Origin of the sequence: Rhodococcus sp. D-6 (assembly GCF_040256695.1) — a bacterium.
Taxonomy (GTDB): domain Bacteria; phylum Actinomycetota; class Actinomycetes; order Mycobacteriales; family Mycobacteriaceae; genus Rhodococcus; species Rhodococcus pyridinivorans.
Genome location: NZ_CP132970.1, coordinates 2,339,129 through 2,354,823 on the forward strand (window position 1 = coordinate 2,339,129; position 15,695 = coordinate 2,354,823).

The following is a 15,695-nucleotide window of genomic DNA, read 5'->3' on the forward strand; positions in this document are numbered from 1 at the left end:
GTGTGCCTAGGATGGCGGCATGACGAGCGGCAGGCGGTCCGTGGAGGAACACGAACAGCACGTGGCGGCGTTGCTCGACCCGTTGCGGAAGAAGAGCCCGTTGCGTGTGCCGCTCGCGCACGCGCTGCACCGCACCCTCACGGAGGACGTCGAGTCGCCGCTGGACCTGCCACCCTTCCGCAACTCCCAGATGGACGGCTACGCCGTCCGCGCCGGCGATCTCGCGTCGACCCCCGCCGACCTGCCCGTCCAGGGCGTGCTGGCCGCGGGTGACACCGTCGCGGCACTCGAACCGGGGCACGCTCTGAAGATCATGACGGGCGCTCCCGTCCCGGACGGCGCCGACGCCGTCGTCCCGGTCGAGGACACCCGTGCGACCACCCCCGACTCGGACGGCGCCGGCAGCGTGACCGTCGAGCGCAGCGTCACGCCCGGAACCTATGTGCGTGAGGCGGGAACCGACGTCTGCAAGGGCGATCTGCTGCTTCCCGCGGGCACGGTCCTCGCCGCCCGACACATCGCCGCGCTCGCCGCCGTCGGCCTCACCTCGATCTCCGTCCGTGCACGGCCGCGGGTCGCGATCATCTCGACCGGCAGCGAACTCGTCACGGCGGGGAGCGAACTCGGGCCGGGCCAGATCTTCAACTCGAACGGACCGGCGCTGGCCGCGAGCGCGTCGGCCAACGGTGCCGACGTCGTGACCATCGACCACTGCCACGACGATCCGGAGGAGTTCGTGACGATGCTCGAACATGCCGTGGGCGTCGCCGACGTCGTGTTCACCTCCGGCGGAGTGTCGAAGGGCGACTTCGAGGTCGTGAAGGACACGCTCGCGCCGCGGGGCGGGCAGTTCGTCTCGGTGGCGATGCAGCCGGGCGGCCCTCAGGGCACCGCCGTGGTCGACGGCGTGCCGATCCTGACCTTCCCCGGCAATCCTGTCAGCGCGCTCGTCTCGTTCGAGGTGTTCGCGCGACCCGCACTGCGGGCCGCCGCCGGCTATCCGCCCGTCGTGTGCGAGAGCTTGCCGCTCACCGAGGATCTCACGTCGATCCCGGGACGCCGGCAGTTCCTGCGCGGGCGACTCGACGAGAAGGGGGTGACCCCCTTCCGCGGGCACGGGTCGCATCTCGTCGCCGGACTCGCCGCCGCCGACGTGCTCCTCGACATCCCCGCCGACACCACCTCCCTCGAAGCCGGAGACCTCGTGAAAGTACGGATCCTGTGACCGACCTCAGCCACCTGGACGACCAGGGACGCGCCCGCATGGTGGACGTCTCCTCGAAGACCGACACCACACGGATCGCCGTGGCGGCAGGCGAACTCGTCACCACTCCCGAGGTGGTCGCGCTCGTCCGCGCCGACGACATGCCCAAGGCCGACGTCCTGGCCACGGCCCGCATCGCCGGCATCGCGGCGGCGAAACGCACCTGGGAGCTCATCCCCCTGTGCCACCAGCTGGCGCTGTCGTCGGTGAAGGTGATGTTCGACTTCACCGACACCTCGATCACGATCGAGGCCACCGCGAAGACCAAGGGCCCGACCGGAGTCGAGATGGAGGCGCTCACCGCGGTCGCCGTCGCCGGCCTGACCCTGCACGACATGGTCAAGGCCGTGGATCCGGCCGCCGTTCTCGACGGCGTGCGGCTGATCTCCAAGGAGGGCGGCAAGCGCGGCCACTGGACCCGTGACGACGCACCCGGCCGGGACGGGACCCCCGGGGCCGGCGAACAGCCCGTGGAGAAGACCGGACGCTCCGCCGCCGTGGTCGTCGCGTCGACCGGTGTCGCCGCGGGCACCCGCGAGGACCGCACCGGACCGCTCATCCGGTCGTGGCTCGAGGACAAGGGATTCGCGGTCCGCGGTCCCCTCGTCCACGCGGACGCCGACATCGCAGCCGGTCTCGCCGACGCGGTCCGTCCGGGCCCTGCCCTGGTCGTGACGACCGGCGGAACCGGGGCGTCGCCGACCGACGCGACCCCCGAAGCGACTCTCGCCCTGCTCGATCGTGAACTGCCCGGCATCGCGGAGTCGATCCGGCAGCGCGGACTCGAGGCCACCCCGCACGCCGTGCTCTCGCGCGGCGTCGCCGGTCTCGTCGGCCACACGGTCGTCGTGAACCTGCCCGGCTCGCCCGGCGGGGTGAAGGACGGTCTCGCCGCCCTCGACCCGATCCTCGACCATCTGTTGGCACAAGTCGCAGGAGGCGGCGCTCATGAGTGAACTACTGGCCCGGATCTCCTCGGAACCGCTCGATCCCGCAACGGTGGACGCCGCGGTGGCAGGCGCCGAACACGGTGCGGTGGTGCTCTTCACCGGTGTCGTCCGCAATCACGACGGTGGACAGTCGGTGACCGCGCTGCAGTACCAGGCACATCCGGATGCCGAAACGTTCCTGCGGCGGTGCTGCGAGGACGTCGCGGCGAAGTCCGGGCTCCCGGTCGCGGCGGTGCACCGAGTGGGCGATCTCACCCTCGGCGATCTCGCGCTGGTCGCGGCGGTCGCCGCCCCACACCGCGCAGAAGCCTTCGCCACCTGCGCCGAACTGGTCGAACGCATCAAGGCCGAAGTGCCGATCTGGAAGCGTCAGCACTTCACCGAGGGTGCCTCGGAGTGGGTGGGTCTGTAGTCACATCAGGGACTGACGCACCCCGTGCGGTAGGGTGACATGGTTCGGGCGTCACGACGACGCCCACCGTCGTGGGATACCGGCGGACCGGGATCGTGCCCGGCCCGCATGCACAGATGCAGTACGCACAGATGCACCGGCCTTCCTTGCGGCGATCGCACAGCACCACGGGCACACGGTCCGTCGAGTGCACACACGCCGCATCGAAAGGCAGCGCTGTTCCATGACCACATCTTTCTCCGATCTCGGGGTGCCCCGCCCGCTCGTCGCCACGCTGAACGACGCCGGGATCACCAGCCCCTTCCCCATCCAGGTGGACACCCTCCCCGACACCCTCGCCGGTCGTGACGTGCTCGGACGCGGACGCACGGGTAGCGGTAAGACCCTGGCCTTCTCGATCCCGCTCGCCGCTCGCCTCGCAGGCAGGAGCACCAGGGCGGCAGGCCGTCCGCGTGGCCTGATCCTGGCTCCCACCCGCGAACTGGCGACCCAGATCGCCGCGGCCATCGAACCGCTCGCGCATTCGTCGGGTCTGAAGGTCACCACGATCTTCGGCGGCGTGTCGCAGAAGCGCCAGGTCGAGGCCCTCCGCCGCGGCGTCGACATCGTCATCGCCTGCCCGGGCCGCCTCGAGGACCTCATGCGCCAGAAGTTCGTGGTGCTCGACGACATCGAGGTCACAGTGCTCGACGAGGCCGATCACATGGCAGACCTCGGCTTCCTGCCCGGCGTCACCCGCATCCTGACGGCGACACCGAAAGACGGTCAGCGCCTGCTGTTCTCGGCCACCCTGGACAACGGCGTCGACAAGCTCGTCAAGCGGTTCCTGAAGAACCCGGTCATGCACTCGGTCGACGAGGCCACCTCCCCCGTCGCCGCGATGACCCACCACGTCTTCGACGTCGCGGGCATGGATACGAAGAAGGACCTCGTCCGCACCCTCGCATCGGGAACCGGTCGCCGAATCCTGTTCATGCGCACCAAGCATCAGGCCCGCAAGCTCGCCAAGCAACTCACCGACTCCGGCATCCCAGCGGTGGACCTGCACGGCAACCTCTCCCAGAACGCCCGCGACCGCAATCTCGCCGCGTTCTCGTCGGGTGAGGCGCGGGTGCTCGTTGCGACGGACGTCGCCGCACGTGGTGTCCACGTCGACGACGTCGAACTCGTCGTGCACGTCGATCCCCCGGCCGAGCACAAGGCGTACCTGCACCGCTCCGGTCGCACGGCCCGCGCCGGCAGCACCGGCGACGTCGTCACCGTCGTCCTACCCGACCAGCGCAGGGATCTCGCGGCCATCATGCGCAAGGCCGCCATCGACGTCACCCCCATCAAGGTGACGGCGGATTCCGAGCACGTGCTGAAGCTCGTCGGCGAGATCGCGCCGTACGTCGCGCCGGCACCGAAGCAGGCTTCCGCGCCGTCGCGTCCGCAGCGCAACGGCGGCAGCCGCCGTTCGTCGGCTCCCCGCCAGGGCTCCGGTTCGGGTCAGCGTTCCTCGTCGAGCGGACAGCGTTCCGCCGGTGGTCAGCGCTCCTCGGGTGGGCAGCGCTCCTCGGGTGGGCAGCGCGCGGCCGGCGGTCAGCGTTCGGCCGGTCAGGGCGCCGCAGCTGCCACCGGTGGCCGTCGTCGTCCCCAGCGCCGTACCTCCGCCGCTCGCTGAGCCGAAGGGCCTGCCTTCCGCCTCAGCGGGATGAATCGGCCTTCCGCCTCAGCGGGGCGTGAATCGGTGTATCGCGTACATCGCGTCCGCGGACACCGGTTCGGTCGGCACGCAGCGGCGTAGGCGCTCGCGTACGTCGTCGGAGTCGAGATCGGCCCCGATGACGACGAGCTGCGTCCCGTCGGGCACGTCGTCGCCGCGACCCGCCGGTTCGAACCTGATGTGGTCGCCGACGGTGTGCAACAGATAGGTGCCGGTGTCCAGTCCGGCAGCGACTCGCACGTATCCCTTGATACGGAACACCCCTGCGGGCTGGTTCTCGAGGAGATCGACCAGCACGCGGGGGTGCAGTGCATCTGCTGACTCGAAGGTGATCGCGTCGTAGCCGTCGTGCAGATGGGTGTGCTCGTGGTCGTCCTGCTCGTAGAGCAACCGGTCGAGGGTGAGCTGCTCCCCCGGCTGCGGACCCGGCCGCTCCGGGATGTCGAACAGCAACGCCGGGTCGATGCGGCCGTGATCGGTCGAGACGACCGCGGCGCGGGAGTTGAGCCGGCACAGGCGCGTCAGCAGATCGTCGTGGGCCTCACCGTCGATCCGGTCGGTCTTGTTGATCAGCACCAGATCGGCGAGCGCCACGTGCTGTTCGAGCTCGGGATGCTGCTCGGCGGTCGCGTCGAACTCCACCGCGTCGACGACCAGCACGAGGCCACCGTAGGAGACGTATTCGTTCTCCGAACCGGCGACGAGCAGGATCATGTTGCGGGGCTCGGCGAGTCCACTCGCCTCGACGACGATCACGTCGAGATCGGACGAGCGGTGGGCGAGCTTGTCGAGCATCGCGTCCATGTCACTGACATCGACTGCGCAGCACAGACATCCGTTGCTCAGCGAGACCATCGAGTCGACCTGCCCCGCCACCATCATCGAATCGATGTTGACGGAACCGAAATCGTTGACGATCACACCGATCCGCGCACCGCGGGTGTTGCGCAGCAGGTGGTTGAGCAGCGTCGTCTTCCCCGCGCCGAGAAATCCGGCCACCACGATCACCGGGATCTGCTTCTTCGCCATGGTGGTGAGACTAGCCGTGCGCTCGTACGCGGTTCCGACGGCAACCGCCGCCGGAACCGCGCATCGGCAGCATCAGCTGCCGCGCTTGATCCACTCCTCGAGGTGCGGCGACTCGGTGCCGATCGTGGTGCCGTCGCCATGACCGGTGTGCACCTTCGTCTCCGCGGGCAGGACGAACAGCTTGTCGCGGATCGACCCGATAATGGTCGGGAAGTCCGAGAACGAGCGGCCCGTCGCGCCCGGTCCGCCGGAGAACAGGGTGTCGCCGGTGAACAGCTCACCCGCTTCCGGCAGGTACAGGCAGGTCGAACCCGGCGAGTGACCCGGCGTGGCGATCGCCTGGATGTCGGTTCCGGCCACCCGGATCCGCTCCCCGTCCTCGAGCGTGCCGTGCGCGACACCCGGGTGGGTCATCTCCCACAGCACGTCGTCGGCCGGGTTGAGCAGGATCGGCGCGTCGAGCTTCTCGGACAGCTCCGGCGCCACGGTGATGTGGTCGTTGTGTGCGTGCGTGCACACGATCGCCACGACCTTCCGTCCACCGACGGCGTCGATGATCGGCTGCGCGGTGTGCGCGGCGTCGATCACGACCACCTCGGAGTCGTCGCCGACGAGCCAGATGTTGTTGTCGACCTCCCATTCGCCGCCGTCGAGCGCGAAGGTGCCCGACGTGACGACCCGGTCGACGCGAATCGGCGAGGTGCTCACAGGACCACCACCGAACGGAGGACCTCACCGCGGTGCATCGTCTCGAACGCCTTCTCGACGTCGTCGATGCCGATGCGCTCGGTGACGAACTTCTCGAGCGGCAGGCGTCCCTGCTGGTACAGGTCGACGTAGGTCGGGAAGTCGCGCTCGGGCAAGCAGTCGCCGTACCACGAGCTCTTGAGCGAGCCGCCGTGCGAGAAGAAGTCGATCAGCGGCATCTCGAGGGTCATATCCGGGGTGGGTACACCGACGAGGACGACGGTGCCGGCGAGGTCGCGGGCGTAGAAGGCCTGCTTGTAGGTCTCCGGCCTGCCCACCGCGTCGATGACGACGTCCGCACCGAAACCGCCCGTCAGCTCCTTGATCGCCTCGACCGCGTCGACCCCGCTGGAGTTGACGGTGTGGGTGGCACCGAGGTCGGTGGCCCACTCGAGCTTCTTGTCGTCGCGGTCGACGGCGATGATCGTGACGGCACCTGCCAGGCGCGCACCCATGATCGCGGCGTCGCCGACACCGCCGCAGCCGATGACGGCGACGGACTGGCCGCGGGTGACTCCGCCCGTGTTGACGGCGGCACCGAGACCGGCCATGACACCGCAGCCGAGCAGGCCGACGACGGCCGGATCGGCGCTCGGGTCGACCTTGGTGCACTGACCGGCGTGGACGAGGGTCTTGTCGGCGAACGCGCCGATGCCCAGCGCCGGAGTGAGTTCGGTGCCGTCCTCGAGTGTCATCTTCTGGGTGGCGTTGAAAGTGTCGAAGCAGTACTGCGGCTGACCGCGCTTGCATGCGCGACACTGGCCGCACACCGCGCGCCAGTTCAGGACGACGAAGTCGCCCACGGCGACCGAGTCGACGCCCTCACCGACGGATTCGACGACACCGGCGGCCTCGTGGCCGAGCAGGAACGGGAACTCGTCGTTGATGCCGCCCTCGCGGTAGTGCAGATCGGTGTGGCACACGCCGCACGCGGCGATCGCGACGACGACCTCACCGGGGCCGGGATCGGGGATCACGATGGGCACGACCTCGACAGGCGCTCCCTTCGAGCGAGCGACGACTCCGCGGACTGTTTGCGACATGCTGTCTCCGTTTCGTGATGCGACCGGCAGTATCCGGTGTTTCCGACTTCCGGTGATTCCGACCCTAGCCACTCCCGCGGCGCTCTGCTCCTGATCGTTCGGCGGGCCCGACCCAGCCGAACGGCCAGTCGCTGAGCGGCGAACTCGAATTGTCCGATTGGCGCATTTCCCTTGGATTTCGCGGCTCGGTGTTCGCGCCTGCATTTCTCCGTCGCCACCTCGGTAAACCCGTGTCGATGTAACGCTGCGAGCGACCTTCACGAAATCCGTTACGACCCGCCGCACTTCGGCGGGCCGGCAATTCCTCGGTCAGAAACGGATTGGTAGAGGCCCATGGCACTTCGAAAGTCGCTGTCGCGTCGGCGGATTCTCGCCGGCGTCTTCGCCCCCACCGCGCTCGGAGTCGTGGCAGCGGCCGCGATCGTGCTTCCGCAACAGGACACCCCCACCGTTGCCGACCCGTACCTCGCCGGCCTGGCGAAGACCACCGAATGTCACGACATGGTCAGCCTGGGTATCGGCGGTCGCGGTGACATCCCTCGCGACGAGTCGAAGATGCTCGTCGACGAGAACGGCAACCGCCTTCCCGCCGCCCAGCAGGGCGCCTACCGCAGCCATTGGGTCGAGCCGGTCATCAGCGCACCGCTCGAGAACCACGAGGCCGGCGACGGCTACGCGGCCATCTACATCGAGTACCCGGCCGACCTCGCCAGCTACGAGAACGCCGTGAACAAGGGCGCCGAGAACACCATCGAGGTCATGAAGGCCATCCGGCGGTCCTGCCCCGACACCCAGTTCGCCATCGTCGGGTTCAGCGAGGGCGCGGACGTCGCGCGCCGCGCCGCGATGCAGATCGGTGCGCAGGAGCAGAGCGAGGACGGTTCCTGGGAGATCATCGATCCCGACGCCGTCAGCGGCGTGGTCATCCTCTCCGACGCGGGCCGCGAGGCCGGAGAAGGCTTCTTCCCCGGCGCGGAAAACGGCACGAACCCCGACGGCTTCGATCGCCCCTACCAGCCGGGCAGCGACGCCGTTTCCGGACGCGGTGTCCTCCCCGACACGAACGGTGGTTTCGGTCATCTCGCCGGCAAGGTCGCCTCGTTCTGCTCCGAGGGCGACTTCACGTGCTCGGCACCCGAGAACATCGCGCTGATCGAACTGCTCGCGAACGTGGGTCGTCAGGTCAACGGCGACGCCCTCGAGCGTGAGGGACTGACCCCCGCGACCGGCGCCGACCTGGCCCAGGTCGTCGGCCGGGTCGCGCTGCTCGCCCTCGCCGACATCTCGGCGAATCCGGACTGGATGCGGTCGGACGAGACCTTCCTCGAGGTGCTGATCAAGGTCTCCGACCCGAGCTACGATCCCGCCGCCCGCCCCACCACGCCTGTGGCTGCCGACGCCGACTCCGGCGCCACCCGTGAGGACGGGGCCGAGGCGCCGATCCCCGCGGAGCGTCTGTCGAACCTCGCGTACCTGCCGGAGAAGATCGTCAAGGAGGTCGTCGGGTTCATCCGGAGCAACCAGAACACCCTCGCGGTCGTGCTTGCCGACCCGTACGACCAGACCTTCGGCTACGACCGTGAGAACGACGACCACTACGGGCACCACTTCGACTACTGGGACGACGACATCGACGGCAAGGGCACGTCCACCGTCGAGTACGCCGCCGCCTGGCTCGAGCACCTGGCCCGCCAGGCCAAGGAGGGCAACGCGGTCGATGCGAACAAGGTCGACAAGGCCGCGGTGCTGATGATCGCCGAGGAGACGGCGAAGGCCGAGACCGCCGAGGCGTCCACCACGCCGGAGACCTCGCCGTCCTCGACTGTGACCGACGATGCGACGGTCGCCGACAGCAGCGTGCCCACCCCCGTCGACGCTGTCCCGGCTCCCGCAGGCGACCCCGCTGCACCGGTGGCCCCGGCTGCACCCGAAGCGGGCGTGACGACAGCCACGCCCACCCCGATGACCACCACGGCTCCGGTCTCCACCCCGTCGGAGACCACGACTCCGGCCACGGGCGAGACCACCACGGGCGCCGGGTCGACCACCTCCTCCGGAACGCCCACGACGACCGTCGCCCCGACGACCACGTCGCCGGCACCGGCTGCCTGACCGTCCTCGACGGGCCACCCGCCGACCGAGAGCTCGGCGTCAGCCCGCGGCGCGGACCCCGGCCTCTGCACCGAGAGCCGCGGCCTCACCGCGAGTGCTGACGCCGAGTTTTCGTAGTACGCCGGCCACGTGGAACTTCACCGTCGACTCGCTCACGCCGAGACGTTCGGCGATGACGCGGTTGCGCCGTCCGGCCACGAGATGTTCGAGGACCTCGATCTCCCGGGGCGCGAGCGCGGCGAGCGCATCGAGAGCGGGTCCGTCCGTCGCAGCGATCGGCAGGTCGAGCGGGAAGCTCACCGCGATCCGTGTGCCCCAGCCGGGGGTCGACTCGGATTCGATTCCACCGCCGAGGGTTTCGACGCGGTCGCGGAGCTGGCGCCCGAGTTCGACGACGTCGATCTCGCCGCTGCCGTCGTCACGCACGTCCACCAGCAGGGTCGAGTCGTCGCAGGTCCACGCGACGCGCACCCGCGTCACGTCGGTCTGACCGGACATCGCCAGCACGGCGCCCCGGGCGATCGCGCGGGCCGCGTGCGCGACCTCTCCGGGCAGTCCCCGTCCACCCACCGGCGGAGCGACCATCTGCAGGTCGAGCGGGCGGTGCCGCACCAGATCGCGCAGTTCACCGTGGAGTCGCGCGAACGCGGTGGTCAGTGCCTCCTCCGCGAGTTCGCGGTGCAGGTCCACCGCCGATCGCAGGCCGATCAGGGCCTCGGTCGCCGTCTCCCGCGCCGTGGTCCGGGCACGGGTGTCGTCGAGATCCTTCGACCGCAGGGTCGCGAGGATCGTCTCGAGGGTCACGGCATGGGATTCGGTGAGCTCGGCGACGGTGCGGGCCCGCTCCGCGGAGGCGGCCCGCGATTCCGCGAGATATGCCGGGCTGGCGGTGTGCACCTGCAACCGGATGCCGGTCGCGACCACGCCGAACGCCGCCCGCACGAGAACGAGGGCCGCGGAGGTGGCCCGGGCCCCGCGAGGCACGAACACCAGGAGCGTGTCGGTGCTGTCGAGGATCGCGCACACCTCACGATCGCGACCAGCGAGACGGAAGCTGCCGCGGCGGATCTCCCCCGCGACGAGGTCGTTCCGCACCCGGTCCAGCTCGGCGATGGTCACCCGGTCGACGATCGACGGGTCGCCGGCCACCTTCCGCGGCCGGCCGGTGCATTCCCTCGTGAAGATCACCAGGGCACTGTGCGGAGCGAGGTCGTCGACATAGGTGGAGAATCGCTGCGCGATCTCCGCGAGCGGACCGGTGAGGACGTCGCGCAGCTCGGCGATCAGGACCTCAGGGCGACGGGCAGCGGGACTCACATGCCCACGATATCGGCGTCCACCGGCGCCTTCCCGGAGGAGCCCCGGCCCCTGCCGACGCGTGCATCGCGTACTGCGCCACTTCGGCCCCTCGGACCCCGGCCGGCGGTAACATTCCGACCACTGGGGCGACTTCGATTCCTCGTCCGTGGGAGGTGCTGCGAACAGTGGCGGACCCCCGCGCGACGACGGGCACCGCGACCGCGATCGACGGTCGCGACGGGTTCCCCGCGACCGTGCCGGGTCTGCTGCTCGACCGGGTGTCCCGCTCCCCCGACTCCGTCGCCTACCTGTGCCCGGACGGTGAACGGTGGCGTCCTTCGACGTGGACGGACGTACGCCGCGAGGTCTTCGACCTCGCGGCGGGACTGATCGGTCGGGGTGTGGGAGCCGGATCGCGGGTCGCGATCTGCGCGACGACCTGTTATCGGACCGTCGTCGCCGACCTCGCGATCGCGTGCGCGGGCGGCGTCACCGTCCCGATCTACCCGGCGACCCGCGACGACGAGGTGCGGTCGCAGATCCGGCGTGCGCACACCGTCCTCACCGTCGCCGACCGGCCGGTCGCCGCCACCGACGTCCTGGGCATCGACGGACTCGACAAGCTCGCCGACGAAGGGCGCCGTCTGCTGCGCACCGACCCCGACGTCGTGGAGCGACGGATCGCGGCGTTGTCCCCGGACGACGAGGCCGCGCTGATATACACGGCGTGCGAGGACGGCCGCACCAAGGGCGCGTGCCTGACCCACCGGGGCACGACCTACGGCGCCCGTGCCGTCGCGCAGACCGGGATGATCTCGTCGTCCGACCGTCAGTTGCTGTGGTTGCCGCTCGCGCACGTCTTCGGCCGGTCGTTGCTGCTCATGGCCATGCACACAGGTGTGAGCACCGCCGTCGACGGTCGCGCCGACCGCGTCACCGCGAATCTGCGCACGGTCCGGCCGACCTTCCTGGGATCGGTCCCGCACGTGCTCGAGAAGATCGCCCGGCTGGAACGGGACGAGCTCGGGGGTCGGCTCCGCTTCGTCGTCTCCGGATCGGCGCGATTGTCCGAAGACGTCGCCCGGCGGTTCGAGCAGCTCGGTGTACCGGTGCTCGAGTGTTACGGGATCACGGAGACCTCCGGACCGTCGTGCGCGAACCTGCTCGGCGCGCACCGCCCCGGCACGGTCGGCCGACCACTGCGCGGCACGGAGGTCCGGATCGCCGACACCGGCGAACTCCTCATTCGGAGTCCCGGAGTGATGACCGGTTACCACGACGATCCCGCGGAGAGTGCCGCCGCGCTCGACGCCGACGGCTGGTTCCACACGGGCGATCTCGCCGAGATCGACGCCGACGGATTCGTCGTCGTGACAGGGCACCGCAAGGACACCTTCAAGACCAGCACCGGAAAGTACGTCGGCCCCACCGCGCTCGCCGACCGCTGGCGCCGGATGTGTCCGGGCAGCGAACTCGTCGTGGCCGGGGAGCTGCGCCCGTACTGCGTCGGTCTCGTGTTCACCACCGCGCCGGAACCGGTCGTCGCGGCCGCGCTGGAACAGCTCGACGCCCGATCGGATCCGTGGGAACGCATCCGCCGTTTCGTCACGGTGAGCGAGCCGCCGGAGACCGACGATCTCGACCCGGCCGGGCGTCCGATCCGGGATCGCGTGCTCGCCCGGTACGCCAGTCTCGTCGACGAGATGTACGCGAACGGTCGTCGCGCGGGCCAGGACGGGTCGCGGCAGACGAATGCCCTCTGAAGTAAGGTTCGCCTAAACGCAGGTCACCGCGCGGGCGGAGAGACCGGTCGTTCCGCCGTCCACGATCCCCTGCCGAGGAGAACGCACCCATGGCCCGTAGTCTTCGCCCCCTCGAGGTCTTCCCGATCACCACGCGGTACCTGAAGGTGCTCCGCGTGACGGACGTGAGCCCCGGGATGCGGCGGGTGACCCTCGGGGGCGAACAGTTGCGGGCGCACGTCGCGCCGAACGGATTCCCGGTGGAGGCGTTCCGGTCCGACGGTGTGGACGACGAGTTCAAGCTGATGTTCAAGCATCCCGAACTCGACGAGGCCCTCGGCCCCACCCAGGCCGACGGCGTGGTGAACTGGCCGCGCGATCCGAAGCTGCTCATGCGCACCTACACCGTCCGGCGCTGGGATCCGGCCGCCGGCGAGATCGACGTGGACTTCGTGCGCCACGGCGTGGGTCCCGCGTCGAGCTGGTCGTACCGCGCGGAACCCGGTGAGACCATCCAGATCGCCGGACCGAAGTCGTCGGCCGGACACCCGCAGGGCGTGGACTGGACGCTCGTGGCAGGCGACGAGACGGCGCTGCCGGCCATCGGGCGCTGGCTCGAGAACTGGCCGGAGGGTGCACGCGGCCGGATCTTCGTCGAGATCGCCGACGACTCGAATCGGCAGGATCTTCCCGTTCCCGCCGGTGTGGAGCTGACCTGGCTGAGCCGCGACGGCGCCGAGCCGGGCACGACCACCCTGTTGTTCGATGCCCTCCGGGCCGCCGAGTGGTGGGACGGCACGGTCTTCGCGTGGGTGGCCGGTGAAGCCCTCACGCTCACCCCGATCCGGCGGTGGCTGCGCAATGAGAAGGGCCTGCCGAAGGAACAGGTGGAGGTCACCGGCTACTGGCGTCGTCAGGAAGTCGCGGTGTCGGAGGCCGACGCCTCCCTGCCCGATTTCGAGACGACCGAGGACGAACGCGACCGTTTCGACGAATTGACCGAGATCGCACCGGGTTTCGCGCTGCGGGTCGCAGCGACCATCGGACTGGCGACGGCCTTCGACGCGTCGCCGCGCACCCTCGACGAACTCGTGGCCAAGACAGGGACCGACCGCACCGGTCTGGGCAAACTTCTCCGTTATCTCGTCGCCGTGGGGGTGGCCGAGGATCTGGGCGAGGGCCGGTTCCGGCTCACCGGCGTCGGCCGTGAACTCGAGGACGACCACCACCTCGAGGAACTGCGACTCGACGGTGTGCACGCGCAGCGGGAACTGGCGGGCATGCTCGCACTGCTCGCTGCCGTCCGCACGGGTCGCGGGGACGACGCACATCGGTTCGGCAAGAGCTTCGCGCAGCGCGTCACAGACGACACCGCTCTCCTGACGGATCGGTACGAGCAGGAAGCCGAAATGGCCGTCTACTTCGCCAGTGCCCTCGCGGCGAAGGTGCCCTCCGATGTCTCGACGATCGCGGTCTCCGGTGAGGCCGCCGGTTCCTACGCCCACGCCCTCGTCACGGCGAATCCGTCGGTACGGGCGACCGTGGTGGCCGCGCCGTCGGAGATCGAGGTCCTGCGTCGCGTCCACGGCGAGCACGAGCGCGTCGCCTATACGCCGGGCAGCATGCTCGAAACCCGCCCCGAACCGGTCGACGCGGTGCTGCTGACCGGGCGGTTGAACGAACTGCCCGATGCCGACGCCGTGCACGTGCTGCAGCAGGCGGCGGCGGGACTGAATCCGGACGGCCGGGTCCTCGTCTTCGGCACTGTGCTCGACGACATCGCCGGTGAGCACGACTACGAGGACGATCTCATCGACTTCGCACTCAGCGGCGGCGGTGGTCGTACGCACGAGGACCACCTGGCACTGTTCGAGGCAGCCGGCCTCGCGGAACCCGAGCGCACGACGGTGGGTTGGGGCATGACGCTGTACACGTCCACCGGCTCGGCGGGCTGAGATCGTGAGAATGCAGCGGCCTCGCGACGCGCGGGGCCGCTGCAGAACGACGAGAAGAGCTGCTGCGAGGAAGTCTCCCGCGAGGAATGTCTTCCGAACGGTGGACCTAGCGGGAGGCTTGTCGAAACTTGCCCCAGCGCTGGCACGGATGGTCGCGAGCCACAGGGCCATTCGAAGCGTGCGTGTCCACCAGGCGCACCGAGGCGGAGCCTTCCTCAGCTGTCTCGACCGGATGAGGTTCGTCAGGTTCCGGAAGTTCAGGGCCGAGCCGCGGAGGCGCTCCAGGCACCCGTTGACGGTCCCGGTCGGGCCGTTGCACGTGCCGGTCCGGTCGAAGAACGCGAGGATGTCTCGTGGGCGAGACGCCGCGTGTCCGTCCCGCGCGAGAGCGCCCGGCTACCGCATCCCCGGCACCACGGGTCCGGCTCGGCGACGCGGCACTCGATCACCGCGCGATCCGGCTCGAGCAGCTGACCGACGGCCACGAGACCGAGCTCGTCGAGGTGTCAGAAGACGGTCAGGTCGGGGGGCGCGAAGGTAGCGTGGTGCACGTCGAGGTCTTCCGGCGGATGGTCAGTGTGAGAACTTCCATCATCGGAAGGCCTCGACTTTCATCCGGCGACCGACGCGCTCAGCCACCCACCCCCTCAACTGCGAAGAGCCACAACACCGGCCACACCTGTCGCCGATCGCGTGCGTACGCCCTTTGCGGTCCGCAAGAAAATGAGTACACTCATTAATGTGAGCGAGGTGCAGCAGCTTTCAGAGCGCGGACGGCGCCCGGGCGTTCGGGAGATGGAGTCCCGCCGCGAGCAGAACATGCGGCTCAAGCGGGAGCGAATCTTTCGCGCCGCGTCCGATCTGTTGCGTGCGCGCGGGTTCTCCGCGGTGACGACGCAGGAGGTGTCCGCCGCGGCCGGGGTCGCAGCGGGGACCTTGTTCCGGTACGCAGCGACCAAGAGCGAGTTGCTGCTCATGGTCTACAACGAGGCACTCCGGGCATCGATAGATGAGGGCGCCGCGCGTGCGGCGTTGACGCCGGATCCTGCCGCCGCGGTCTTCGCCCGCCTGCACCCCCTCGTCGTCGCTGCCGCACGTGAGCCGGAGAACAGTGCTGCGTACCAGCGGGAGCTGCTGTTCGGCCCTCACGACGCGAAGTTCCGGGCCGAGGGCATGGCGTTGATCTTCGAGCTCGAGGCGTCCCTCTCCGACACGCTACGACGCGCCGCTCCGACCCTCAGCGACGGGGAGGCACGCGTCGCAGGATCCTCGCTGTTCGCCGTCACTCATCTCGCGATCGCTCGGATGACGGCCTCGGACATCCCCGAGGCTGACGCGATCGACGACCTCAGACGTCAGGTCACGCTCATCGTGACCGGCGTGCTGCACACACCCCGGCGGCCGGATCCGCCGCCCGAGAAGGAATGAAGGAAACAG

General features: G+C 69.6%; 12 protein-coding genes and 2 pseudogenes. 8 read left to right on the forward strand and 6 right to left on the reverse strand.

From position 1 onward, the window contains the following. Nucleotides 1-19 precede the first annotated feature (19 nt). The 4 genes from glp to RBB84_RS11030 all read left to right on the forward strand — a co-directional run bounded on the left by glp (nucleotide 20) and on the right by RBB84_RS11030 (nucleotide 4,289). Complete coding sequence (gene glp, locus RBB84_RS11015; protein WP_033097712.1) at nucleotides 20-1,225, forward strand: gephyrin-like molybdotransferase Glp; 1,206 nt, start codon at nucleotides 20-22, stop codon at nucleotides 1,223-1,225. Further along, nucleotides 1,222-2,220, forward strand: a complete 999-nt coding sequence (gene moaCB / locus RBB84_RS11020; protein ID WP_024101436.1) for a bifunctional molybdenum cofactor biosynthesis protein MoaC/MoaB — start codon at nucleotides 1,222-1,224, stop codon at nucleotides 2,218-2,220. Before glp ends, moaCB begins: the two co-directional genes overlap by 4 nt. Beyond that, nucleotides 2,213-2,626, forward strand: coding sequence for a molybdenum cofactor biosynthesis protein MoaE (locus tag RBB84_RS11025; protein ID WP_033097711.1), 414 nt, complete (start codon nucleotides 2,213-2,215; stop codon nucleotides 2,624-2,626). The genes moaCB and RBB84_RS11025 overlap by 8 nt, the downstream gene beginning before the upstream one ends. Before the next feature lie 223 nt (nucleotides 2,627-2,849). Then, entirely contained in the window at nucleotides 2,850-4,289 is a 1,440-nt protein-coding gene (locus RBB84_RS11030; RefSeq protein WP_033097710.1) for a DEAD/DEAH box helicase, read from the forward strand. Nucleotides 4,290-4,337: 48 nt separating this feature from the next. Here RBB84_RS11030 and RBB84_RS11035 read toward each other — a convergent pair whose 3' ends face one another. The 3 genes from RBB84_RS11035 to RBB84_RS11045 all read right to left on the reverse strand — a co-directional run bounded on the left by RBB84_RS11035 (nucleotide 4,338) and on the right by RBB84_RS11045 (nucleotide 7,150). Then, complete coding sequence (locus RBB84_RS11035; protein ID WP_033097709.1) at nucleotides 4,338-5,360, reverse strand: GTP-binding protein; 1,023 nt, start codon at nucleotides 5,358-5,360, stop codon at nucleotides 4,338-4,340. Nucleotides 5,361-5,432: 72 nt separating this feature from the next. Next, the gene (locus RBB84_RS11040) at nucleotides 5,433-6,068 is read right to left on the reverse strand and encodes an MBL fold metallo-hydrolase (RefSeq protein ID WP_006550373.1); all 636 of its coding nucleotides are present in this window, start codon (nucleotides 6,066-6,068) and stop codon (nucleotides 5,433-5,435) included. Beyond that, entirely contained in the window at nucleotides 6,065-7,150 is a 1,086-nt protein-coding gene (locus RBB84_RS11045) for an S-(hydroxymethyl)mycothiol dehydrogenase (protein WP_006550372.1), read from the reverse strand. The genes RBB84_RS11040 and RBB84_RS11045 overlap by 4 nt, the downstream gene beginning before the upstream one ends. Before the next feature lie 333 nt (nucleotides 7,151-7,483). On the opposite strand from RBB84_RS11045, the gene RBB84_RS11050 reads away from it, so the two are divergent. Next, nucleotides 7,484-9,262 carry a cutinase family protein gene (locus RBB84_RS11050; RefSeq protein ID WP_019288440.1) on the forward strand — a complete coding sequence of 593 codons (1,779 nt, stop codon included), beginning with the start codon at nucleotides 7,484-7,486 and terminating at the stop codon, nucleotides 9,260-9,262. Nucleotides 9,263-9,301: 39 nt separating this feature from the next. On the opposite strand, the gene RBB84_RS11055 is transcribed toward RBB84_RS11050, so the two are convergent. Continuing rightward, nucleotides 9,302-10,579, reverse strand: coding sequence for a LuxR C-terminal-related transcriptional regulator (locus tag RBB84_RS11055; protein ID WP_006550370.1), 1,278 nt, complete (start codon nucleotides 10,577-10,579; stop codon nucleotides 9,302-9,304). Between the two features lie 167 nt (nucleotides 10,580-10,746). On the opposite strand from RBB84_RS11055, the gene RBB84_RS11060 reads away from it, so the two are divergent. Both RBB84_RS11060 and RBB84_RS11065 read left to right on the forward strand, forming a co-directional pair. Then, nucleotides 10,747-12,324, forward strand: a complete 1,578-nt coding sequence (locus RBB84_RS11060; RefSeq protein WP_052040091.1) for an AMP-binding protein — start codon at nucleotides 10,747-10,749, stop codon at nucleotides 12,322-12,324. A gap of 89 nt (nucleotides 12,325-12,413) precedes the next feature. Continuing rightward, the gene (locus RBB84_RS11065) at nucleotides 12,414-14,258 is read left to right on the forward strand and encodes a siderophore-interacting protein (RefSeq protein ID WP_033097708.1); all 1,845 of its coding nucleotides are present in this window, start codon (nucleotides 12,414-12,416) and stop codon (nucleotides 14,256-14,258) included. Between the two features lie 207 nt (nucleotides 14,259-14,465). Here the strand turns inward: RBB84_RS11065 and RBB84_RS11070 are convergent. Next, nucleotides 14,466-14,621, reverse strand: a pseudogene (locus RBB84_RS11070) (ISL3 family transposase); the annotation flags it as partial. Beyond that, nucleotides 14,609-14,809: pseudogene (locus RBB84_RS11075) on the reverse strand (ISL3 family transposase); the annotation flags it as partial. The pseudogenes RBB84_RS11070 and RBB84_RS11075, both read right to left, overlap by 13 nt. 190 nt (nucleotides 14,810-14,999) lie before the next feature. Between RBB84_RS11075 and RBB84_RS11080 the strand changes: the two are divergent. Then, nucleotides 15,000-15,686, forward strand: a complete 687-nt coding sequence (locus tag RBB84_RS11080) for a TetR/AcrR family transcriptional regulator (RefSeq protein WP_230826274.1) — start codon at nucleotides 15,000-15,002, stop codon at nucleotides 15,684-15,686. Nucleotides 15,687-15,695: the final 9 nt, after the last annotated feature.